Origin of the sequence: Amycolatopsis rhizosphaerae (assembly GCF_007713715.1) — a bacterium.
Classification (GTDB): domain Bacteria; phylum Actinomycetota; class Actinomycetes; order Mycobacteriales; family Pseudonocardiaceae; genus Amycolatopsis_E; species Amycolatopsis_E rhizosphaerae.
The window spans coordinates 28,770-51,201 of the sequence record NZ_VJWX01000005.1 but is presented as its reverse complement, the minus strand read 5'-3'; the positions used below and the strand labels follow the sequence as shown (position 1 = coordinate 51,201).

Here is a 22,432-nt window from a genome sequence, read left to right as displayed (position 1 = left end):
CGCCAATGCCCCGGCGGGGGCGGGCGTCCCGTTCGAGACGCCCGCCCCGTTCCGCACGTCGTACGAGGTGCTCACTTCGCACCCAGCGCGTCGATCAGGACCTGCTCCGGCACGGCGCCCGCGGCGAAGCGGCCGTCGTCGGTGATCAGGGCGGTGCCGACGTTCGTGCCGATCACGTGGCCCGAGCCGAACGCCCCGGTGACCGGCTTGCCGAGCCGGTCGAGCAGCGCCTTGGGGTCGGCCTGCCTGCCCCCGTGGCCCTTGCCCTGCTGCGGCGTGAGCGCATCCGCCCGGAACTTGCCGGTGATCACGGTGTCCCAGCCGTCGCCGACCAGCTTGAAGTCTTCGATGGCCTTGTCCCGCTCCGGCGACTGCGGCGTCTGCTCGACGACCTTGGCCCCCTGCGGCGGGGTGAACTGGAACTCGCTCGCCGGCTGCGCGGCGAACTCGATGTCGCTGAAGCCGACCTCCAGCGCCGGGTTCGCGGTCCCGTAGGCCAGCACCGACAGCCGCAGCGGAACCCGCTTTTCGGCGTCCACCGCGATGCGGACCTCCCGCAGCAGGGTGCGTTCCGACGGCTTCGGGGTCAGCACCAGCTCGTAGGCGGCCCGCCCCGCGACCCGGGCGGTGCCGTCCACGGTGACCGTGCTGCTTTCGCGGACCTGCGCCAGCAGCTGGGTGGCGATGGCCGCCGGATCGCTCGGGACGTTCGGTGCCGCTTTCCCCGCCTCGGGGTGCCGCAGGGCCTCCGGCGGCACGGTGATCCTGGTCGCGGTGTTGTCCTTCGAGGTGTACAGCCAGACCGTGTCGCCATTGCGGACCACCGTGGTGTCCGAGTTGCCCTGCTCCAGCGACAGCTTGTCGTTGCCGTTGCCGTCGTTGTAGACGCGGGCGGCGTCGATGTTCAGGCTGGTCCCCCCGGGCAGCGTGGACATCGGCAGGCCCAGGTTGTTGTCGACCTTCACGGTGCCGTCGAGCGCGGGCGTCCGGGTGCTGAGCACCGACTGCACCAGGTCCTCGGCGCTGACCGCGGGCAGCCGGGGCGCCGGGTCCGCGGTGGCGGGCATCGCCAGCCAGGCCAGCCCGGCGATGCCGAGCGCCGAGCCGGTGACGGCGGCGGTGAGGGCCTTCGTCTTCGGTTGCATCGATCTCTCCCTGTTTCCGGCGAGCACCAGTGTGCTCTGTCCCCGCCGAAGACGCTCCCGCATGCGACCTGAGATCGGACTGAGATGCTGAGAAAGCCCTGAGATCAGGTTCGTTTCCGGCGCAGGTGACGGCCCTGCGCAGGCGGAGACGGACGGCCGGGGATTCGACTTGGCCGGGGCGGGCGGGGCAGGCTGGACGCCGTGAAGCCTCGGGTGCTGGTGGTGGACGACGAGCCGGGTGTGCGCAAGGCGCTGGACCGAGGGCTGCGGTCGGAGGGGATGGACGTGGTCACGGCGGCGGACGGCCCCGGCGGGCTGCGGCTGGCCCAGACCGGATCGTTCGACGTGGTGCTGCTGGACATCATGCTGCCCGGCCTGTCCGGCTACCGCGTGCTGCAGCAGCTGCGCGCGGAGGGGATCGGCACACCGGTGCTGCTCATTTCGGCGAAGGACGGCGAGATCGACCAGGCCGACGGGCTCGACCTCGGGGCCGACGGGTACCTGGTGAAGCCCTTCTCGTTCGTGGTGCTGGTGGCGCAGGTGCGGGCGGTGCTGCGTCGCGCGGCGAGCGAAAGCCTGCGTGGTCCGGTGCGCGTCGGCGGGCTGGTGGTCGACCGCGCCACCCGTGAGGTGCGCTGGCACGACGCCCCGGTCGCGCTCAGCCCCCGCGAGTTCGGGCTGCTGGAGGTGCTGGTGGGCCGCGCGGGCACCGTCGTGACCAAGGACGAACTGCTGCGCGCCGTGTGGGGCGACGAGCAGGCCGCCACCCGCAACGTGGTGGAGGTCTACATCGGCTACGTACGCCGGAAACTGGAAGCGGTGGGCGCGGGTGCGCTGGTCCGCACCGTGCGCGGACACGGTTACCTCGCCTCGGACACCCAGCTCGACGAGGTTCTGTCCCGGTGAGGACCCGCTGGCCGATGTGGCTGCGGATCACCGTGCCCGCGGCCGTGGTCACCCTGATCGTCCTGCTCGGACTGGCCGTGGTGGCCGGGCGCGGGCTCGGGCCGCTGCGGCTGCAGACCGTGGACGACGAGTTGCGCGCCGCGCTCGTCCCGGCCGCCGACGCGGTCGGCGCGGGGCGGCCGCCCGCCGAGGCCGACGGGATCACGCTGCGAGTGCTCGACACCGCGGGCAGACCGGTGGACGGGGGCGCCCCGGTGTCCCGGCTCGACCCGTCCGCCCTGCGCGCGCTGAAGGCGGGGGAACCGGTGAGCACGGGGCAGCCGGTCACGCTGCGCTGGCTCGGGGTGATGGTGCCGACGCCCGACGGCACACCCCGCCTGGTGGTCGCGGGCACCGGCCTGGCCGGTCTCGGCGCCTCGGTCCGCGAGGGATCGCACTGGCTGCTGGCCGCGGCGTTGGTCGGCGCGGTGTTCGCCGCCGCCGCGACCTGGCTGGTGGTGCGCCTCGCGCTGCGTCCGGTGGCCCGGATGCGCCGGTCCGTGCGTGCCCTGCCTCAGGGGGAACGGCTGCCTGTGCCGGAGGCGAACGACGAGCTGCGGGCGCTCGCCGAGGAGTTCAACGCGCTGCTCGCACGCCAGGCCGAGGCCAGCGCCCGGTTGCGGCGGTTCACCGGCGACGCCGCGCACGAACTGCGCTCGCCGGTGGCCTCGATCCGGGTGCAGGCCGAGGTCGCCGTCGCCAATCCCGATCCGGAACTCTCACAGGAGACCCTCGCCGACATCCTCGCCGAGGCCGAACGGCTGTCCGCGCTGCTGGACGGCCTGCTCGCGCTGGCGCGCTCGGACGCCGGGGAGCTGCCGCCCGCGGAACCCGTCGAGCTGGTGACGGAGGCCCGCGCCGCGGTGCACCGGCTGCCCCCGGGTTCGCCCGCGGCGAGGGTCGGCGGTGTGGTCGGCTCGGCCTGGGCGCACGCCGCGCACGCCGAGGTCGAGCTGGTGTTGAACAACCTGCTCCGCAACGCCTGCCGGTACGCGCAGTCGCAGATCGTGGTCTCGGTGCTGGCCGGGCGTTCGACCGTGCGGGTCGTGGTGGACGACGACGGGCCCGGTATCCCCCCGGAGCACCGCGACCGCGTGTTCGACCGGTTCTACCGGGTCGAACACGACCGGTCGCGGGCCTCCGGAGGCACCGGGCTGGGCCTGGCGATGGTGGCCGAGACGGTGCGGCGGCGCGGTGGCCGGGTCACGGTGGGCGAGTCGCCCGAGGGTGGTGCCCGCTTCCAGGTGACCTGGCGGCGGGCCGGTAACGTCTCCGTCTCATGAGCGCGCGTGTGATCGTCGGGGCGGCCATCGTGCGGGGCGGCGCCCTGCTCGCACAGCAGCGCGCCTACCCGCCCGACGTGGCCGGCCTGTGGGAACTGCCCGGCGGGCGGGTCGAGACCGGGGAGACCGAGCCCGAGGCGCTGCGCCGCGAATGCGTGGAGGAACTCGGCGTCGAGGTGCTCGTCGGGGACCGGGTCGGGGTGGACGTGCCCCTGCGGGCCAACCTCGTGCTCAGGGTGTACGCCGCCGAACTCGCCGATCCCGCGGCGGAGCCGAAACCCTTGGAACACAAGGGTTTACGCTGGATCAGGCCGGACGCGCTCGACCGGGTCCGCTGGCTGCCCGCCGACCTCGAACTGCTCCCGCACCTGCGGTCCCTGCTCGCCGCCTGACCGCTCAGGCGGCGCCGATCAGCCGCAGCGCCGACTGCAGCCGGTGCTCGCCGCGCTGGGCGGCGCGGCTCGCCCCCGCCTTGCGGATCCGCTCCAGTTCGGCCGGATCGGTCAGCAGTTCCCTGGTCCGCTCCCGGACCGGGCGCAGCGTCTCGATCACCGCGTCCGCGGTCGCCTCCTTCAGCGCGCCGTAGCTCGCGTGCTGCCCGGCCGCTTCCTGCGGGGTCGTGCCGGTGCAGGCGGCGAGGATCTCCAGCAGGTTCGACACGCCGGGACGCTCCTCGGGCTCGTACGCGGGGGTCGACTGCGTGTCGGTGACCGCGCGGCGGATCTTGCGGCGGATCAGGTCCGGCTCGTCGAGGACGAACACCACCCCCACCGCGTCGCGGTTCGACTTCGACATCTTGCGGCTCGGATCGGCCAGGTCGCGCACCCGCGCGCCGGTGATCGGCAGCACCGCGCGAGGCACGGTGAACACCTCGCCGTAGGTGCTGTTGAAGCGCCGCGCCAGCACCCGTGCCAGCTCCACGTGCTGGCTCTGGTCCTCACCGACCGGCACCTCCGAGGCGCCCTGCAGCAAGATGTCGGCGGCCATCAGCACCGGATAGGTGAGCAGGCTCAGCCGCACCCCGGCCTGCCCGGCCGCCTTCTCCTTGAACTGGATCATCCGGGCCGCCTCGCCGTAGCTGCACGTGCATTCCAGGATCCAGGTGAGCGCGCCGAGTTCGCGGGCCAGATCGGACTGGACGAACACGTGCTCCGGCGGGATCCCCGCGGCCACCAGCACGGCCAGCATCTCGGTGGCGCGGGAGCGCAGCCCCGCCGGGTTGTGCGTGGTGGTCATCGCGTGCAGATCGGAGATGAAGTACAGATCCTCGGGACCACCGTCGGTAACCCAGCGGGAGATCGCCCCGAGGTAGTTGCCGAGCTGGGCGTGACCGGACGGGGTGATGCCGGACAACCGGATGGAGGTCATGAACTGCTCCCTTGGGATCGCGGTCGCCCTCCGGGAGCCTTGTGACACAACAAAGGCCGCCCATCGGGCGGCCTGGGGGTTTCGGTGTGTCAGCGCACAGCCTTCCGGGACCGCCGTTGGGGCGGCCACCACAGACCGGGGTAGCTGTGCATGCGGCCAGCCTAGCGTGCGCGGTGGCGAGGCGGAAAGCGGTCGGGCGAAAAGGGTGGTTCGCCCGGGAAGCGCACGGCCATTGCGGTGAACGCGCGGGCGAACGTGTCCGTGAACCGCTGTCGGCTCGGCACGGCGGGGTTACCGTCGAGGTATGTACGTCGTCTTGCTCACCTACACCGCCCCGCTGGTAGAAGTCGACTACCACCTTCCCGACCACGCGAAGTGGCTGGAAAAGCACTTCGCCAGCGGCGAATTCCTCACCGCGGGCCGCCGGAACCCCCGCACGGGCGGCGTGATCATCACGCGGCCGATGGACCGGGCCAAGCTGGACGCCGTGCTGGCCTCCGATCCCTTCGCCCTGCACCATCTGGCGACCTACGAGGTGATCGAGTTCTCGGCGACGAGGACCGCGCCGGAGCTGCGGCTGCTCAACGAGGCGATCGCCCACACCAGCTGAGGCCGGGTCGGCCCGCGCCGACCCTGGCCGAAGGGCTGCCGTGAAGGGTCCCTTCACAGTCATATCGACCGTGAAGGGACCCTTCACGGCCACCTGCGGCCCCCTCCTCGCGGCAAAGGCACAGGGCGCGCGGCCGCACGTGGCACTGGTCACAGGGAGTCGGCGGGTATCCTGGGCTGGACCGCCCATGGCCAGAGTCGGCCCGCGGTCTTCCCTTTTGCCTTTTGAGTGTTCAGGAGCCCTCGCGTGCCCGCAGCAACCGCCGAGAAGATCCGCACGGATCTCCGCAACGTCGCCATCGTGGCACACGTGGACCACGGTAAGACCACCCTGGTCGACGCCATGCTCCGCCAGTCCGGCGCCTTCGCCGAACGGGCCGAGGTGGTGGACCGGGTGATGGACTCCGGCGAGCTCGAGCGCGAAAAGGGCATCACCATCCTCGCCAAGAACACGGCCATCCGGCGCCAGACCGACGACGGTCCGGTCGTCATCAACGTGATCGACACCCCGGGTCACGCCGACTTCGGCGGTGAGGTCGAACGCGGCCTGTCCATGGTCGACGGCGTGGTCCTGCTGGTCGACGCGAGCGAAGGCCCGCTGCCGCAGACGCGCTTCGTGCTGCGCAAGACCCTCGAGGCCGGCCTGCCGGTGGTGCTCGTGGTGAACAAGGTCGACCGGCCGGACGCGCGCATCTCCGAGGTCGTGGAGGAGACCCACGACCTCCTGCTGGACCTCGCGGGCGACATCGAGGACGCCGATCTCGACGCGGTGCTCGACCTGCCGGTGGTGTACGCCTCGGCGCGCGCGGGCCGGGCGAGCCTGGAGCAGCCCGCCGACGGCGCCCTGCCCGACAGCGAGAACCTCGACCCGCTGTTCGAGACCCTGCTGCGGCACGTGCCGCCGCCCAAGGCCGACGTCGACGGCCCGCTGCGCGCGCTGGTGACCAACCTCGACGCCTCGAACTTCCTCGGCCGGATCGCGCTCATCCGCATCCACTCCGGCAAGCTCCGCAAGGGCCAGACCGTGGCCTGGCTGCGGGAGGACGGCTCCACGCAGTCGGTCCGCATCTCGGAGCTGCTGGTCACCGAGGCCCTCGAGCGCATCCCCGCCCAGGAGGCCTCGGCGGGCGAGCTGGTCGCCATCGCGGGCATCCCGGACATCACCATCGGTGACACCCTGGCCGACCTGGAGAACCCCGAGGCGCTGCCGCGGATCACCGTGGACGAGCCGGCGATCTCGATGACCATCGGTGTCAACACCTCGCCGCTGGCGGGCCGCAACGGCGGCGACAAGGTCACCGCCCGCCTGGTGAAGGCCCGCCTGGACGCCGAGCTGATCGGTAACGTCAGCATCCGCGTGCTGCCCACCGAGCGTCCCGACACCTGGGAGGTGCAGGGCCGTGGCGAGCTGGCGCTGGCCATCCTGGTGGAGCAGATGCGGCGGGAGGGCTTCGAGCTGACCGTCGGCAAGCCGCAGGTGGTCACCAAGACCATCGACGGCAAGCTGCACGAGCCGTTCGAGCGGCTGACCATCGACGCGCCCGAGGAGCACCTCGGCGGCATCACGCAGCTGATGGCCGCCCGCAAGGGCCGGATGGAGCACATGGGCGGCAACGGCACCGGCCGGATCCGGCTCGAATACGTGCTGCCCGCGCGCGGCCTGATCGGCTTCCGCACCGACTTCCTCACCGAGACCCGTGGTACCGGCATCGCGAACCACGTGTTCGAGGGCTACTTCCCGTGGGCGGGCGAGATCCGCACCCGGCACAGCGGCTCGCTGGTCGCCGACCGCCCGGGTCCGATCACCGCCTACGCGATGATCCAGCTGGCCGACCGCGGTACCTTCTTCGTGGAGCCGGGCGCCGAGGTGTACGAGGGCATGGTGGTCGGGGAGAACCCGCGCGCCGAGGACCTCGACATCAACATCACCAAGGAGAAGAAGCTCACCAACATGCGCTCCTCCACCGGTGACGAGCTGGAGCGCCTGGCCCGCCCGCGCAAGCTCGGCCTGGAGGAGGCGCTGGAGTTCTGCTCCGCCGACGAATGCGTCGAGGTGGCGCCGGACGTGGTCCGCGTGCGCAAGGTGACGCTCGACATCGCCACCCGTGCGAAGGAGCGCTCGCGCGCCAAGAGCCGCGACCAGAACAGCTGACGCACGCCCGGACGCCGGGGGTCGCACTTTCACGGGAAGTGCGGCCCCCGGCTTCGTTTTCGTACGGAACCGGGCATGGTCCGGATACGTCCACCTGACGGCGGTACCCGAGGCGGTGCGGGACCGTCACGGCCGGTCTGGCACTCTCGGTACCGCCGATCGGCCGACGGCATCATGGGCTGGAGCGCCAGGGGAGGCAGCGTGCGGACAGGCAAAGCGGCGGCACTGATCCTGGTGCTCGTGGCCGTGCTCGCCGCCTGCACCTCCACCCCGCCGCCGCCGGTGGTCACCTCGCCGGTGGCCCAGTCCGCCACCACGCCCACCGCGATCACCCCGTCGCAGATCGTGATCGGCGTGGACGACATCGCGGGCGGTTACAACCCGCACAACCTCGCCGACCAGTCCACCATCACCACGACGCTGGCGCAGCTGCTGCTGCCGTCGGTGTTCCGGCAGTCCGACGACGGGCAGTACAAGCTGGACACCACGCTGATGCGTTCGGCGGAAGTGACCTCGCAGGATCCGTTCACGGTGACCTACGAGATCCGCCAGGACGCGTCCTGGTCGGACGGCGCGCCGATCGCGGTCGAGGACTTCGCCTATCTCGCCGACGCGATGCGCAACCAGACCGGGGTGGCGGAGCCCGCCGGGTACCGGCTGATCTCGCAGATCCAGCCGGGCGAGGGCGGCAAGCGGGTCCAGGTGGTGTTCAGCAAGCCCTACCGGGGCTGGCAGACGTTGTTCTCGGACCTGTTGCCGCAGCACTTGCTGAAGGACGCGCCGGGCGGCTGGCAAGGGGCACTGCAGAGCGGTTTCCCGGCCTACGGCGGCCCGTTCTCCATCAAACAGCTCGACACCGCGCGCGGCGAGATCATCCTCGAACGCAACGAGCGGTACTGGGACAAGCCCGCCGCGGTGGACCAACTCGTGCTGCGTCGCGCCGACAAGCCGGGCCTGGCGGCCGCGTTGCACAGCGGCAACGACCAGTTCGTGATGTCCCGCATGGATTCGACGGGACTGAAGTTGCTGCAGGACCTCGGCGACCTCGTCACCTTGCACACGGTGCCGGGCCCGCGCGTCGCGCAGGTCCTGCTGCGGCCTGCGGGCGGCCCGCTGACCAACGACGGCGTGCGCGCCGGGGTGGCGGCGCTGATCGACCGGAACAAGCTGATCGACAAGGGCACGGCGGGCGGGCCGTCGGCCGGGCTCCGTGCGGACGCCCAGGTGCTGCCGCCCTCGGCGCAGGGCTACGCGGTGACCATTCCCCCCAGCATCGCCTCGGCCAACCCCGGCGAGGCGGAGCGGTTGCTGAAGGCCGCGGGTTACACCAAGGACGCGGGAACCTGGCGCAAGGACGGCAAGGCGCTTTCCCTCGTGATCGCCGCACCCGGACAGCAGGAGCCCTACGCCACCATCGCCAAGGAACTGGCCGCCGAGCTCGTCGCGCAGGGTGTCCAGGTCAGCACGATCAATCCGGCGCCGAGGGATCTGTATTCGGGCCAGCTGGCCATGCCGGTGACCAGATCCGGGCAGAACGTGCCGGACGGGTCGGGAAACGTCGGGGTCGACATCGCGGTGATCCCGATGCCCGTCAACGGTGATCCGGCGACGGTGCTCGCCTCGACGTTCGGTTGCCGTTCCGGCCAGCAGGACGGCACCTCGTCGACCACGCCGGTGGTTCCGGCCAATCCCGCGGCGTTCTGCGACACCTCCCTGCAGCCTGCCATCGACGCGGCCCTCGCCGGGACGAAACCGTTGCCCGAAGCGCTTTCCGAGTTGGAACCGAAGCTGTGGGCCACCCATGTCGTGCTGCCGCTGTTCCAGGCGGCCGACACCCTGGCGGTCGGCTCCGGCATCTCCGGTCTGACGCCGGGACCCGCGATGGTTGGGCCATTTGGGTCAGCCGTAAACTGGACACGTGGCGGGAAGTAACCAACGTATGTCCACACGTTAGCTGGAAGTCACCCTTTGGTCACAATCCTTCCAAGGGTCGTGACTGCGCGTGCCCGCCCTTTCTAGCGTTCTCCGGCAGTGCGCCGGAACGGTGCGTCTGGTGTGACATAAGCTCCGGCCCAACGCCGGAGTGGTGTGGGCTTTGGCCCAGTGCTAGGAGGGCACACGTAAATGAGGAGACTGAAGGCAGCCTCGGCCGTCACCATGGCCGCGGTTGCAGCGCTCGCGCTGAGCGCCTGCGGTGGAGGCAGCGGCAGCAACGGCACCAACAGCGGTACGGACCAGAACGGTTCGAGCAACGATGTCAAGAGCATGGCGGTCGGCAAGGCGGAAAACGCCAGCGCGGGCACCTTCAAGCTCGGTGACGCGCCGGCCTGGGACGGCCCGGTGACCGTCGGCATCGACGACGCTTACTCGGCGTACAACAACCAGACGCCGGACACCAACACGTCGTACAACTACTACGTCATCACCTCGGTCCTCGCCGGTTCCGACGTGCTGGACGGCAACAACAAGGTCCTGCTGAACAACGACGTGCTGGACTCCTGGAACGTGACCTCCACGAGCCCGTACACCGTCACCTACAAGATCAAGCCGGGCGTCAAGTGGTCCGACGGTGCCGCGTGGAACTGCAAGGACTTCTACCTGGGCTGGCTGTCCGGCAGCGGCAAGGTCAAGGACTTCAACGCCGCCTCCACCACCGGCTACAGCCTCATCAACGACGCGAAGTGCGTGGATGACCAGACCTTCGTCACCACCTACTCGCAGCCGTACGTGGACTACAAGGGCCTGTTCGACAGCGCCCAGCTGCTTCCGGCGCACATCCTCGAGCAGCAGACCGGTATCCCGGACATCACGAAGGTCACGCCGACCACTGACCCGGCCATCCTGAAGAAGGCCGGCGACTTCTGGACGAACCAGTGGAAGGGCTTCAAGAAGGAGCTCATGCCGGCGTCCGGCCCGTACATGATCACCGCGTTCGACCAGAACCAGGGTGCGGTCACCCTGGAGAAGAACCCGAACTGGATCGGCGCCAAGGGCGGCCCGAAGAAGATCGTCGTCCGGTCGTTCTCCGACACCAAGGCGATGGCCACCGCGCTGCAGAACGGTGAAATCCAGGTCGCGGCCTCGACCCAGCCGGACGCCACCGCGGCGACCACGATGAAGGGCCTGGCTTCTCAGGGCGTGATCTACGGCTCCGCGCCGCAGCTCACCTACGAGCACCTGGACATGAACTACAAGAACGACATCCTGAAGGACCTGCCCGCGCGCAAGGCGTTCTTCCAGGCGATCAACCGCCAGGAGATCGCGGACAAGCTCCTCAAGGAAGTCCAGTCCGACGTCAAGCCGATGGGCAGCCTGATCTTCCAGGCCAACGACAACGGCTACCAGGACCTGTACGGCTCCAAGGCCGGCCTGGGTGCCGCCGAGGCGAAGAAGACCCTCGAGGCCGACGGCTGGACCCTGGGTTCGGACGGCATCTACCAGAAGAACGGCAAGCGGTTCTCGGTCACGATCTCGCACAACAACAACCCGCGTCGTGACCAGACCGTCGAGCTGGTCATCTCGCAGGCCAAGGCCGCGGGTATCGAGGTCAAGAACGACAACGACCCGACCTTCCTCAGCGGTGGCCGCGTCAGCACGGGTAACTGGGACATCGCGCTGTTCGCTTGGTCGCAGGCTCCGTTCAAGTCGCAGTCGCAGCCGCTCTACGAGACCGCCAACAAGGCGACCGGTGCGGGCAACCAGAACTGGCAGAACCTGAGCGACCCGAAGGTCGACCAGGCTTTCGCGCAGGCCGTGGTGGCCACCGACGAGGCGACCGCGATCAAGCACTACCAGGAAGCCGACGCGGCGCTCGCCGACGACTACGCCTCGCTGCCGCTGTTCTCGCTCCCGTCGATGTGGGCCTTCCAGGGCATCGACAAGGTGTACATGCAGTCGTACAACGGTGCGCTGTGGAACGCCGGTGAGTGGGCGAAGCGCGGTTGATCTTCGGCACTGACTGAATCACCTGGTGGGATCCGGAGGCCGGTCACGAATCCGGCCTCCGGATTTCCTCCGGAAGTAGCTGTCGACCGTTGGGCGACCCCCACTACGGTGGACACCGGGGCACGGCTGCATACTTCCGGCCAGGCCCGGATGAGGAGCATGCTCGTTGAACCTGGTTATCTACATCTTCCGCAGGCTGGCGATTTCGATCCCAGTCCTGTTCGTCGGGACCTTCCTGGTCTACCTGATGGTGGCCGCCGCAGGGGACCCGCTGGCCGAGCTGAGAGGCCGGCCCAACATCGACCCCTTGGCGGTCGCGCAGACCGAAAAGCAACTCGGTCTGGATCTGCCGCTCATTCCGCGTTACTTCCACTGGCTCGGCAACTTCCTGACCGGTGACTGGGGTGTCTCGGTCGCCCAGGGCAACGCCATGCAGCCGGTGTTCCCGAAGGTCATGGGTGCCTTCGACGTCACCGTGAAACTGGTGGTGGGAGCCGAGCTCCTGGCGCTGGTCGTGGGTGTGGCGGTCGGGGTGCTGGCCGCGGTCAAGCAGTACTCGATCCTCGACTACCTGGCGACCACGCTGGCGTTCTTCCTGTTCTCCATGCCGATCTTCTGCGTCGCGGTGATCCTCAAGACCTACGCGATCGAGATCAACGGCTGGGTGCGTGATCTCGGCCTGACCGACTGGCTGGGCAACCCGTGGTTGCGCACGACGAGCCCGGAGAACCTGACCTCCACCGGTTTCGGCGATTTCGTCGCCAAGTACAGCGGGGCCTACCTGCTGCCGACGTTGTCCATCATGGCGATCAGCTTCGCCGCCTACAGCCGTTTCCAGCGCGCCTCGATGCTCGAGACGCTGAACATGGACTACGTGCGCACCGCCCGCGCGAAGGGGCTCTCCTCCTCGCGGGTGATCTTCCGCCACGCGTTCCGCAACGCGCTGATCCCGGTGGCCACGTTGTTCTCGGTGAACTTCGGCCAGGTGCTCACCGGCGCGATCATCACCGAGACCGTGTTCAACTGGCACGGCATGGGCACGCTGCTGGTGCAGGCGGTGGCCCACAACGACCCCAACACCCTGATGGGCTGGCTGGTCGTGGTCGCCGTGATGGTGGTGGCCGCGAACCTGATCGCTGACCTGCTCTACGGCATCATGGACCCGAGGATTCGCGTTGGCTGACATCAATTCCCTGGTTGCCAGCGAGGCGGCTTCGACCGCCGAACGCGAAGGCATCCTGCCCCCGGAAGCGCTGCCCGAACCGGTCAGCCAGGGCAAGCTGGTGCTGCGGAAGTTCCTGCGGCACAAGCTCGCCATGATCAGCACCGTGGTGCTGCTGCTGATCGTCCTGATCGCGGTGATCATGCCGATGTTCTGGACGCACAAGTACGAGGATGCGAGCTTCCCGTCCTTCGCACCGCCGAGTGCGGAATTCCCGCTGGGCACCACCCAGGTCGGCAAGGACATGGTGTCGCAGATCCTGCGCGGCACCCAGTTCTCGATGCTGATCGCGATCGTGGTTTCGGTCGTGGCCACCTTCATCGGGGTGTTCTTCGGCTCGGTGGCCGGGTACCTGCGCGGTTTCGCCGATTCGGCGCTGTCGCGGCTGACCGACCTGTTCCTGATCATCCCGCAGATCGCGGCCGCCGCGATCCTGGCGAAGGTGTTCGGGCACGGCAACTGGTACGTGGTCGCCATCGTGCTGGCCCTGTTCGCCTGGATGCCGATCGCCCGCATCACCCGCGCCGAGGCGCTGGCGCTCTCGCAGCGCGAGTTCGTCGAGGCGGCGCGGGCGGCGGGCGCGGGCACGGGCCGGATCATCTTCCGGCACCTCGTGCCCAACATGGTCGGCAGCATCACGGTGAACGCGACGCTCGCGGTGGCGCAGGCGGTGCTGGTCGAGGCCGCGCTGTCGTTCATCGGTCTGGGCGTGCAGCCGCCGGACACCTCGCTGGGCCGCATCATCCTGGAGAACTACGCCCAGGTGCAGAACCGGCCGTGGCTGTTCTTCGGCCCGTTCGTCGTGCTGGTGCTGATCTCGCTGTCGATCAACTTCATCGGTGACGGCCTGCGTGACGCCTTCGACCCGCGTCAGCGCCGGATGAAGGCCTGACCCACCCCGCAGCACCCGGTGCCCCCGCCTCGTCCCGAGGCGGGGGCACTTTTCTGCGCTTGGGCCGCATGGCCGTGAAGGGTCCCTTCACGGCCAAATCGACTGTGAAGGGACCCTTCACGGCAGCCTCGACCGGGGTGACGGACCCGACTATGCGGGGCCCCTCACAGCACCAGCCCCGAGCCCAGGCAAACAAAAACAGGGCCGTGAGGGGGTGTCCCTCACGGCCCCGTGGGAGCGGCGGGTGGTGGGTCAGTCCGCGACGGGGGCGAGCTTGCCTGCCTCCCAGGCGGCCCGCCGTTCGGCCTGCAGCACCGGGTCGGCGACGGGGGCCGCGGACAGCAGGCGCTTGGTGTACTCCTCCTGCGGCGAGTGCAGCACCTGCTCACGGGTGCCGACCTCGATCAGCTTCCCGCGCTGCATCACCGCGACGCGGTCGGCGAGCAGGTCCACCACGGCCAGGTCGTGGCTGATGAACAGGCACGCGAAACCGAGGGTCTGCTGCAGCCCGAGGAACAGGTCCAGCACACGGGCCTGCACCGACACGTCCAGCGCCGAGGTCGGCTCGTCCGCGATGAGCAGCTGCGGGTCGAGGGAGAGGGCGCGGGCGATCGCGACCCGCTGCCGCTGCCCACCGGAAAGCTCGTGCGGGTACCGGTTGCGGTAGTGGCCCGAAAGCTCGACCTTGTCCAGTAGCGAGGCGACGCGGTCGTTGAGCGACTTGCCGGAGAACATCTTGTGCAGCACCATCGGCTCGGCGATCGACTCACCGATGGTCATCTTCGGGTCCAGGGTGGACGCCGGGTCCTGGAACACGATGGAGAAGTACCGGCGCAGCGGCCGCAGTTCCTTTGTGGACAGCGAGGTGATGTCGCGGCCCGCCACCGAAACGGTGCCCTCGGTGGGCTTGAGCAGCCGGATCGCACAGCGGCCGACGGTGGACTTGCCGGAGCCGGATTCCCCGACCAGGCCGAGGATCTCGCCCTTGTCGATGTGCAGGGACACCCCGTCGACGGCCCGGTTGCGGGCCTGGCCGCGCTTGCCGGGGTACTCCAGGACCAGGTCCTTGATCTCCAGCGCGGGTGCGTCGGTCTTGATCTGGGCCGCCAGTTCGGCGTCGGTGAGGCGGATCTCCTCGGCGATCTTCGCCGCTTCCTCCTCGCTCACCTCGAGCGGGCTGTCCTCCACCACCAGCCGGCGGCCCGGCGGGCGCTGGCCCAGCACCGGCACCGCGGCCAGCAGCCGCCGCGTGTAGTCCTCCTTCGGCGAGGCGAACAGCTCGCGCACCGGCGCCTGCTCGACGATCTCGCCCTGGTACATCACCACGACCCGGTCCGCGAGGTCGGCGACCACGCCCATGTCGTGGGTGATCAGCACGATCGCGGTGTTGAGGGTGTCGCGCAGCTTGCGCAGCAGGCCGAGGATCTCCGCCTGCACGGTCACGTCGAGCGCGGTGGTCGGCTCGTCGGCGATGATCACCTTGGGGTCGCAGGCGATCGCCATGGCGATGACCACGCGCTGCCGCAGGCCACCGGAAAGCTGGTGCGGGTACTGCTTGAACCGTTCCTCCGGGTTGGGAATGCCCACCATGTCGAGGAGTTCGACCGCCCGCTTGTCGGCGGCTTCCTTCGAGATGTCCTGGTGCGCGCGCAGCGATTCACGGAGCTGCCAGCCGATGGTGTAGACCGGGTTCAGCGCGGTCATCGGCTCCTGGAAGATCATCGCGATGTCGTTGCCGCGGACCTTCCGCATCTCCTTGTCCTTGAGCCCGACCAGCTCGCGGTCCTCCAGGCGGAGGTCGCCGGAGATCTCGCTCGTCTTGGGCAGCAGGCCGAGCACCGACATGGAGGTCACGGACTTGCCAGAGCCGGACTCGCCGACGACGGCGACGATCTCGCCGGGATTCACCTCGAACCCGATGCCCTTGACCGCCTCGACGATGCCGTCGTCGGTGGGGAAGGAGATCTTGAGGTCGGAAATGGACAGTACGGATCCCGAGCCGGTCAGTCCAGCCGTCGTCGCTTCAGTGCTCACCAGTGGCCCTTCGTGGGGGAAACGGGCGTCGCCACGTGTTCAGTGGGACTTCCGGCGAGGATATCCGAGGTCAGGGTGACGATGGTGTGGGCAGGGCAATTAATCTCTCTTCGTGATCCGACGGTTGTTGCTGGTCCACGCCCATCCCGATGACGAGAGCATCACCACGGGCGGCACCATGGCGCGCTATTCCGCCGAAGGGGCCGAGGTGGTTCTGGTGACCTGCACCCTCGGCGAGGAAGGCGAGATCATCCCGCCCGGGCTGGCGGAACTCGGCGCGTGGGCGGGTGACCAGCTCGGCGGTTACCGGGCCGGCGAGCTGACCGTGGCCTGCCGGGCACTCGGTGTGACCGCGCAGCGTTTTCTCGGCGGGATCGGCCGGTGGCGGGATTCCGGGATGGCGGGCACCCCGTCGGCGGACCACGCGAGGGCGTTTTCCGCCGGCCCCCTGGGGGAACAGGCCCGGCAGTTGCGCGAGATCGTCGACGAGTTCGGGCCGCAGGTGGTGGTGACGTACAACTCCTTCGGTGGCTACGGCCACCCGGACCACATCCGCGCCCACGACGTGACGATGGCGGCCGTCACGGGCGCCCAGTCGGTGCGCCGGGTCTTCCACATCGCCGCGGGTGGCGGTGCGGTGCTGCCGCCGGAGGCACCGGAGACCGAGATCACCACCGAGATCGACATCCGCGCCACGCTCGGCGCGAAGATCGCCGCGCTGCGCGCGCACGAGACCCAGGTCACGGTGGATCCGCCGCGGTTCGCCCTGTCCAATGGAGTGGCGCAGCCGATCGGCGAAGCCGAGTACTACACCCTGGTGCACGGGCCGGCCGAGGGCGCCGAAACGGACCTGTTCGGAGGCCTGTGATGACCGAGGGGAGCCCCGCGGCGCGGCGTGGTCTGCTGGTGGTGCTGCTGCTCGACACGGTGTTGCTGGCCATTCTGGAACTGTTCTTCCTGCCGCTGCGCCTTGACGGAACACTGCTGCCGAAGCTGGGTTCCATTCCGTTGCCGTTGACCGCGCTGGTGGCCGCGGTCACCACGCCGCTGCTGGTCCGGTGGACCGCGCGGCTGGTGCATCCCCGCGCGGCGTTCGCGCCGCTGGTGGCGTGGGTGCTGACGGTGCTGGTGCTGGGCCTGTTCGGCCCCGGTGGCGACCTGGTGCTGATCCAGGACTGGCGGGCGCTGCTGCTGATCGCGGGAGGCGCACTGCCGTCGGCGATGGCACTCGGGGGCGCACTGGCCGTGCCGGGAAGGAGATCCGGTGAGCGAACCGATCACTGACGAGCACGTCGTCAAGGCGCTGCGGCCGTTCGTGCGCGCCGCGCGCCCGGTGCTGGAAGCGATGCGGACACCGGGCAGGCTGGAGGAACTGGCCGGGATGCGGGTGCCGGGCAGCGCCGCCTGGGCGGCGATGGGTCCTGCCGAGCGCGCCGACTGGTGGATCAACCGCGTGGGGAGGCTGACCGCACTGGTCACCGCGATCCCGGGGCTCGGCGGCGCACTCGCCGACCGCCTGCCGGTGCAGGACGCGGTGGGCGCGGCGGCGCAGGGGCTGCTGCTGTGCGCCATCGCGGGCGAGCATGGGGTGGACGACGTCGGCGACCGGGTCCGGCTGATCGCGTGGGTCCTGTTCGAGCGGCGGATCGACCCGGCACTGGCCCGTGGCGAGGGCATCGCCGACCCGCCGGGAGACAGCGAAGAGGCGCAGACGGCGAAGCTCACCGGCGAGGACTTCGGCGAAGCCGGGAAGGGCGACCGCAAGATCACGCTGAAGGCGTGCGCCGGTGCGCTGTGGCGGATGGGCCGCGCGCTGCGCGGGATCGGCGACGAACTGGAGAAACGCCCGCGAGGACGCTTCTACCATCGCGCGGTCGGGATGCTCCCGGTGGTCGGCATGGCGGGCGACTACCTGGCCGAGCGCTCCGCGCTCAAGCGCGTCGCCCAGCGGGCCGACGGTTTCCTGCGGGACATCCACACCCGGCCGGACGCGTGAGTGCGCGGGGTGGACCGCGGTTCTCGTCTTCCACCGGACTTCCGGGGAATCCGCCGGTAGCTTTGCCGTGTGCAGCGATCAAACCTGGCTGGACCGCAAGCCCTGACCGGGCACGGAGAACCTCGGGGTTGGATGCGCGCCGGAGGGGATCTTCGTACCGGCTTCGCCGCCTGGCGGTTGTGGGGACACCTCGGGTGGCACGACCTCAAGAGCCGGTACCGGCGTTCCTTGCTGGGACCGTTGTGGATGACGGCGACGATGGGGCTGACCACGGTCAGCCTCGGTCTCCTGTTCAGCTTGCTCTGGCACGACCCGGTATCCACCTTCGTTCCCTACATCGGAACCGGGTTGATCGTCTGGTCCTTCATCAGCGGCTGCCTGATCGAGGGGATGGACAGCTTCGTCGCCAGTGACGAACTCATCAAACAAACCTCCGCCCCGCTGACGGTCTACGTCCTCCGGACCGTGTGGCGGAACACGCTGAGCCTGGCGCACAACCTGATCGTCTATGTGATCCTGCTGGTTCTGTTCTTCGGCGCACTCCATCGACCCGGTTACACCATGACCGGCCTGCCCTGCCCCGCCGACGGAACAATCGTCTGCCATCCGGGCCTCGGCTGGAACACGCTCTTGGCGATTCCCGGTTTCCTCGTGCTGGCCGCCGCGGGAATCGCGGCGTCGCTCGCCTTGGGCATCGTCGCCACCCGGTTTCGCGACGCGCCTCAGGTGGTCGCGGCCTTGGTCCAGTTGCTGTTCGTCACGATCCCGATCACCTGGCCGCTGGACGTGCTGGCCCAGAACGCCCCCGGCAAGGTGTGGATGGTCGAACTCAACCCGCTTTTCCATTTCGTGCAGGTCGTGCGCCAGCCGTTGATCGGGCAACGACTCGACTGGTGGAGTTGGCCGGTCGTCGGCGTACTGACCGCGGCCGCCTGGGCGACCGCACTGTTGTTGCTCCGCCGCTACCGCGCCCGAGTCTCCTACTGGATCTAGGTGTAGTGCCTCTCGGCTCAGTGCTGCCAGAACCTGAAGGCGTAGCTGCCGATGTAAGCGGCCCTCTCCGAACCGCCCAGGGAGTCGAACACCCAGCGCGAAGCCTCGGCGAAGGCGGACTGGAGCGGGTCCAGGGCGAACAGCAGCGCGAACAGGGCCAGCGGTGCCCATGGCCGGATCTTCGCGGCCGTCTCGCGGATCTGCGGTGACAGGTAGGGCTCGATCGCGCCGAACCCGTCGAGCCCGGGGACGGGGAGGATGTTGAGCACGAACGCCAGGATCTGCAGGAACGCGAGGTAGGACAGACCGGCGGCGAGGCCCTCGGGCATCGTGATGTTCGCGACGGAGAGGGTGAGCACGAGGCCGAAGGCCAGGTTGCTGAGCGGCCCGGCGAGGGAGACCCACGTGGCACTCGACCGGGACCGCAGCGCCCACCGGTTGATCCACACCGCCCCGCCCGGCAGCGGGATGCCCCCGATGGCCAGGAAGATCAGCGGCAGCACGAGGGACAGCACGGGATCCGTGTAGTGGCGGACGTCCATGTTCAGGTAGCCCTTCTGGACCACCGAGTGATCGCCGCCCTTGTACGCGAGGAAGGCGTGGCCGAACTCGTGGAGAGTGAGCGAGAGCGCCCAGCCCGCGGCGACCAGGATGAAGATCCCGGCCACCAGCCTCGGGTCGCGGTGCGTGGTCGCGAGCGAGTACACATCGCCGAACGCGGCGAGTGCACCGCCGAGTACGGTGAGTGCGAGGATGCCGTAGAAGACGGGGCTGGGGCGGACCGCTGATCTTTGCACGCCCCCAGTTTGTCCTATCCGCCTCCGGGCCAGGTCGGCGTGTCCCCTTGCGCGAGCGGCGCAGGGGTCCCCCGAACTCGGTACTCCGCTTGACCTGGCCGCATGACACAGGTGTAATCACATTGCTGTCATTCGACGCGGCAAGGGGGCGTCGGATGGGGCTTCAACACCGCCAGCCTGGGGAGTGCGTGGAAGCAGAGGAGGCGGAAGTGCGGTTGGAAGCAGATGGAAGGGAATGGGGGCAGGTCGTGGATTGGGGAACGAGCCCGGGTAGTGAACTGGGCGAGTTCGCCGAGCTTTTCGATCCCGCCGAGCCACCGGAATGGCAGGACCGCGCGCTGTGCGCGCAGACCGATCCGGAGGCGTTCTTCCCGGAGAAGGGCGGTTCGACCCGCGAGGCGAAGCGGATCTGCCAGGGTTGTGAAGTGAAGGGCGAGTGCCTCGAGTACGCCCTGGCGCACGACGAACGCTTCGGCATCTGGGGAGGACTGTCCGAACGGGAGCGTCGCAAGCTCAAAAAGCGCGCCGTATAGCGGAGTTCTGTCCGCAAGGCGGCGATGGCAGGGGTACCGTCGGTACCGTCCGTTCCGTTAGGCTCCAGCGACCTCGTGAATACGAGGCCGCGACAGCGCTGACGGGAGATGTCTTGCCAGACAACGAAGAGGCACCGGCCGGTCCGTCCGTCTTCACCGCTTTCGGGCCTCCGGTAAGCCTTTTCGTCGTGCTCGCCGGAATTGGGCTGGCCGTCAACGGGAGCAGGCTCGGACTGGATCTCTCGGGCGGGCAACTGCTGCCGGTCGGCGCGCTCGGCGAGTTGTGGCGAAGCTATCTCGACGGCTGGCATCCGGTCGGAGGAGGCACTGCGAGTGCCGCCCCGACCTCACTGGCCGTGCTCGGAATTCTCGGCGCGATTTTCGTGCCACTGGGCGGGCCGCCCGCACTGGTCGCGTTCCTGTTGCTCGGTGACGCACCGTTGGCCGGGCTGTCGGCGTACGCCGCCACCCGCCGCCTGCCGCTGTCGCGGTGGACAAGGGCGGCGGTCGCGGCGGCCTACGCCCTGCTGCCCGCGGCGACCGCTTCGGTGGCCCAGGGCAGGCTCGACGTGGTCGCGGTGCACATCCTGCTGCCCCTGGTGATCTCCGGCATCGCGGGCCTGCTCGCCGACCCGGGCAGGCGGTGGCTCCACACCTCCTCCTGGGTCGCGGTCGGCATCGCGCTGCTGGGCGCCTTCTCCCCGCTGGCACAGGGGCTGGCGATCCTCGGCCTGCTCGCCGGGTTCGTGGCGCTGCCGCCGGTGGGCGGGCTGCGCAAGCGGGTCGCCTCGGTCGGCATCGCGGTCCTGCTGCCGCTCGTGTTGCTCATCCCGTGGCCCGCCGTGGTGGTCAACGCCCCGGCCCTGGTGTTGCACGGGCCGGGCGGCCCGGCCACCGCCCCGGCCTCGGCCGGGCTGATCGGCCTCGATCCCGGCGGCCCGGGTGGCTGGCCCTCCGGACTCGCCGTGCTGCTCGCCACGGTGCTCGCGGTCGCGCTCCGGCCGCGGGCGCTGTGGAGCGGTGGGCTGAGTGTGGTCGTGCTCGGCGTTGCCGGGCTCGGTGTGGTGCTGCTGGTCCCGGTGACCCCGTTGGAGGGCGGAACGGCCGCCACCGGGTTCACCGGCGTCCCCCTGCTCGTGATCGGTGCCGGGCTGCTGTGGATCGTGCTGCGGGCCCTGCAGGAGCAGGCCCCCGCGCCCGTGTCACGGCTGTCACTGCCCGTGCTCGCCCGGGCCGCGGCGGTCGCGGTGCTGCTCGCGCTCGGAGTCGCCGCGGTCGTCTCGGGCCGTGGCGGCCCCCTGCACAAGGGGCGGGACAGCCTCGTGGACGCCCAGGCGGACGAACTGGCCCGGACCGGGCGCTCGGTGCTCGCCGTAGGGGCGGCCACCGAGCCCGCCCGGCAGACCGCCGGTCGGCTGCCGCGGTTCGGCGACGACCAGTTCGCGCTGACCGCGGCCACTCCCGCCAGGCTGCAGAGCTGGAAGGCGGTGCTGCGGCAGCCTTCGCCCGGTGTCACCCCGGCGGCGCTGTCGGCGGCCGCCGCGTCCGGGGTGCTGTTCGTGGTGCTGCCCGAGGGGCAGAGCGCATCCCCCGTGGTGGCGCTCGCCCCGGAGCTCGCGGTCGCGGCGGAACCCACCGCCGACGGGCGGGCCGTGCTGCGGCTGCTGCCCCCGGCGGGTCAGGTCGTGCTCGTCCCGCCCGGCGTGGCCAAACAGTCCGTCTCGTCCTCGGCGCCCTCGGCGACCCAGGGGGTCACCCCGGTCGACGCCGGGCTGCCGGACGTGCACGTGCGGGTCTCCGACGGAGGGGACGGCAGGCTGCTGGTCCTGGCCGCGGAACTGGAGCCGGGCTGGCGCGCCACCGTGGACGGCAAGGCCGCACCGCTCGTGCCGGCCTGGGGGCACCAGGTGGCGGTGGCGGTGCCCGCCTCGCCCTCGGAGGTCAGCATCACGCGCCCGGCCACCCTGCGCGAGGTGCTGCTGCTGATCGAGGTCGCGGCGTTGCTGTTCGCGGCGCTGACCGCGGTACCCGCCTCTACTCGCCCTCGATGATGTCGGGCTCCACGCCGAGATAGCCGGCGACCTGTTCGACCAGCACGTCGTGGACGAGGTCGGCGAGTTCGGCCGGGTCCTTGGCGCGGGCCTCCAGCGGGCGCCGGTACAGCACGATCCTGGCCCGGGTGGGCAGGCCGGTGCGGTCGACCCCGGCCGGGACCAGCCGGGACAGCGGTACCGAACCGTCGTTCAGCACCCCTTCGGCCTGCACCGCGTGGCCCCGCACGTCGGGCACGTCGTCCACCGCGACGTCGAGCTTGGTCAGCTGGTCGCGCCAGCGCGCCTCGATCGGTTCGAGCGCGTCCAGCACCAGCTGGTCGAACTTCTCCGCCCGGCTCGACGCGGCGGGCAGCGATGCCGGGTAGAGCGGTCCGCGCAGCCCACGCCCGTGGCGGTCGCGGCGGATGCGCCGCTGTTGTCGGGAACTGCGAGCGGTAGACACAAGGGGAAGATTACGCTGCCGG

Annotated in this window: 20 protein-coding genes; 15 read left to right on the top strand and 5 right to left on the bottom strand. The window is 70.0% G+C overall.

Going from position 1 to position 22,432, the window contains the following annotated elements:
* Positions 1–71 precede the first annotated feature (71 nt).
* Positions 72–1,145, bottom strand: a complete 1,074-nt coding sequence (locus FNH05_RS01300) for a LolA family protein (protein ID WP_144585012.1) — start codon at positions 1,143–1,145, stop codon at positions 72–74.
* A 201-nt stretch (positions 1,146–1,346) separates the two neighbouring features.
* Between FNH05_RS01300 and FNH05_RS01295 the strand changes: the two genes are divergently transcribed.
* From FNH05_RS01295 to FNH05_RS01285, 3 genes are read left to right on the top strand one after another with little or no spacing between them, the layout of a single operon-like run.
* Entirely contained in the window at positions 1,347–2,051 is a 705-nt protein-coding gene (locus FNH05_RS01295; RefSeq protein ID WP_186382310.1) for a response regulator transcription factor, read from the top strand.
* A gap of 14 nt (positions 2,052–2,065) precedes the next feature.
* Positions 2,066–3,373 carry an ATP-binding protein gene (locus FNH05_RS01290; RefSeq protein ID WP_144585029.1) on the top strand — a complete coding sequence of 436 codons (1,308 nt, stop codon included), beginning with the start codon at positions 2,066–2,068 and terminating at the stop codon, positions 3,371–3,373.
* The gene (locus FNH05_RS01285) at positions 3,370–3,765 is read left to right on the top strand and encodes a (deoxy)nucleoside triphosphate pyrophosphohydrolase (protein ID WP_144585010.1); all 396 of its coding nucleotides are present in this window, start codon (positions 3,370–3,372) and stop codon (positions 3,763–3,765) included. The genes FNH05_RS01290 and FNH05_RS01285 overlap by 4 nt, the downstream gene beginning before the upstream one ends.
* Before the next feature lie 4 nt (positions 3,766–3,769).
* Here FNH05_RS01285 and trpS read toward each other — a convergent pair whose 3' ends face one another.
* A complete protein-coding gene (gene trpS / locus FNH05_RS01280) occupies positions 3,770–4,741 on the bottom strand; it encodes a tryptophan--tRNA ligase (protein ID WP_144585008.1) in 972 nt (323 codons plus the stop codon).
* Positions 4,742–5,045: 304 nt separating this feature from the next.
* On the opposite strand from trpS, the gene FNH05_RS01275 reads away from it, so the two are divergent.
* The 6 genes from FNH05_RS01275 to FNH05_RS01250 all read left to right on the top strand — a co-directional run bounded on the left by FNH05_RS01275 (position 5,046) and on the right by FNH05_RS01250 (position 13,561).
* Positions 5,046–5,351 carry a YciI family protein gene (locus FNH05_RS01275; RefSeq protein WP_144585006.1) on the top strand — a complete coding sequence of 102 codons (306 nt, stop codon included), beginning with the start codon at positions 5,046–5,048 and terminating at the stop codon, positions 5,349–5,351.
* A 246-nt stretch (positions 5,352–5,597) separates the two neighbouring features.
* On the top strand, positions 5,598–7,502 hold the full coding sequence (gene typA, locus FNH05_RS01270) for a translational GTPase TypA (RefSeq protein WP_144585004.1): 1,905 nt from the start codon (positions 5,598–5,600) through the stop codon (positions 7,500–7,502).
* A gap of 174 nt (positions 7,503–7,676) precedes the next feature.
* On the top strand, positions 7,677–9,434 hold the full coding sequence (locus FNH05_RS01265) for an ABC transporter family substrate-binding protein (protein WP_144585002.1): 1,758 nt from the start codon (positions 7,677–7,679) through the stop codon (positions 9,432–9,434).
* Positions 9,435–9,626: 192 nt separating this feature from the next.
* The gene (locus FNH05_RS01260) at positions 9,627–11,447 is read left to right on the top strand and encodes an ABC transporter family substrate-binding protein (protein ID WP_144585000.1); all 1,821 of its coding nucleotides are present in this window, start codon (positions 9,627–9,629) and stop codon (positions 11,445–11,447) included.
* Between the two features lie 166 nt (positions 11,448–11,613).
* Positions 11,614–12,630 carry an ABC transporter permease gene (locus FNH05_RS01255; protein ID WP_144584998.1) on the top strand — a complete coding sequence of 339 codons (1,017 nt, stop codon included), beginning with the start codon at positions 11,614–11,616 and terminating at the stop codon, positions 12,628–12,630.
* 1 nt (position 12,631) lies between these two features.
* Positions 12,632–13,561 carry an ABC transporter permease gene (locus FNH05_RS01250; RefSeq protein ID WP_425458405.1) on the top strand — a complete coding sequence of 310 codons (930 nt, stop codon included), beginning with the start codon at positions 12,632–12,634 and terminating at the stop codon, positions 13,559–13,561.
* A gap of 252 nt (positions 13,562–13,813) precedes the next feature.
* On the opposite strand, the gene FNH05_RS01245 is transcribed toward FNH05_RS01250, so the two are convergent.
* Entirely contained in the window at positions 13,814–15,595 is a 1,782-nt protein-coding gene (locus FNH05_RS01245) for an ABC transporter ATP-binding protein (protein WP_144584994.1), read from the bottom strand.
* Between the two features lie 112 nt (positions 15,596–15,707).
* Between FNH05_RS01245 and mshB the strand changes: the two genes are divergently transcribed.
* The 4 genes from mshB (at position 15,708) to FNH05_RS01225 (ending at position 18,584) form a co-directional block, all read left to right on the top strand.
* The gene (gene mshB / locus FNH05_RS01240; RefSeq protein WP_281287586.1) at positions 15,708–16,463 is read left to right on the top strand and encodes an N-acetyl-1-D-myo-inositol-2-amino-2-deoxy-alpha-D-glucopyranoside deacetylase; all 756 of its coding nucleotides are present in this window, start codon (positions 15,708–15,710) and stop codon (positions 16,461–16,463) included.
* The gene (locus FNH05_RS01235) at positions 16,463–16,879 is read left to right on the top strand and encodes a hypothetical protein (protein WP_144584992.1); all 417 of its coding nucleotides are present in this window, start codon (positions 16,463–16,465) and stop codon (positions 16,877–16,879) included. The genes mshB and FNH05_RS01235 overlap by 1 nt, the downstream gene beginning before the upstream one ends.
* Positions 16,860–17,591: a hypothetical protein gene (locus FNH05_RS01230; protein WP_144584990.1), complete on the top strand. Its 732-nt coding sequence runs from the start codon at positions 16,860–16,862 to the stop codon at positions 17,589–17,591. Before FNH05_RS01235 ends, FNH05_RS01230 begins: the two co-directional genes overlap by 20 nt.
* Before the next feature lie 132 nt (positions 17,592–17,723).
* Positions 17,724–18,584, top strand: coding sequence for an ABC transporter permease (locus FNH05_RS01225; RefSeq protein WP_144584988.1), 861 nt, complete (start codon positions 17,724–17,726; stop codon positions 18,582–18,584).
* A 17-nt stretch (positions 18,585–18,601) separates the two neighbouring features.
* Here the strand turns inward: FNH05_RS01225 and FNH05_RS01220 are convergent, their stop codons facing one another.
* The gene (locus FNH05_RS01220; RefSeq protein ID WP_144584986.1) at positions 18,602–19,381 is read right to left on the bottom strand and encodes a site-2 protease family protein; all 780 of its coding nucleotides are present in this window, start codon (positions 19,379–19,381) and stop codon (positions 18,602–18,604) included.
* 209 nt (positions 19,382–19,590) lie between these two features.
* On the opposite strand from FNH05_RS01220, the gene FNH05_RS01215 reads away from it, so the two are divergent.
* On the top strand, positions 19,591–19,914 hold the full coding sequence (locus FNH05_RS01215) for a WhiB family transcriptional regulator (protein WP_144584984.1): 324 nt from the start codon (positions 19,591–19,593) through the stop codon (positions 19,912–19,914).
* Between the two features lie 113 nt (positions 19,915–20,027).
* The gene (locus FNH05_RS01210) at positions 20,028–21,965 is read left to right on the top strand and encodes a hypothetical protein (protein WP_144584982.1); all 1,938 of its coding nucleotides are present in this window, start codon (positions 20,028–20,030) and stop codon (positions 21,963–21,965) included.
* On the opposite strand, the gene FNH05_RS01205 is transcribed toward FNH05_RS01210, so the two are convergent.
* Positions 21,949–22,410, bottom strand: a complete 462-nt coding sequence (locus FNH05_RS01205) for a metallopeptidase family protein (protein WP_144584980.1) — start codon at positions 22,408–22,410, stop codon at positions 21,949–21,951. The genes FNH05_RS01210 and FNH05_RS01205 overlap by 17 nt on opposite strands.
* Between the last annotated feature and the right edge of the window lie 22 nt (positions 22,411–22,432).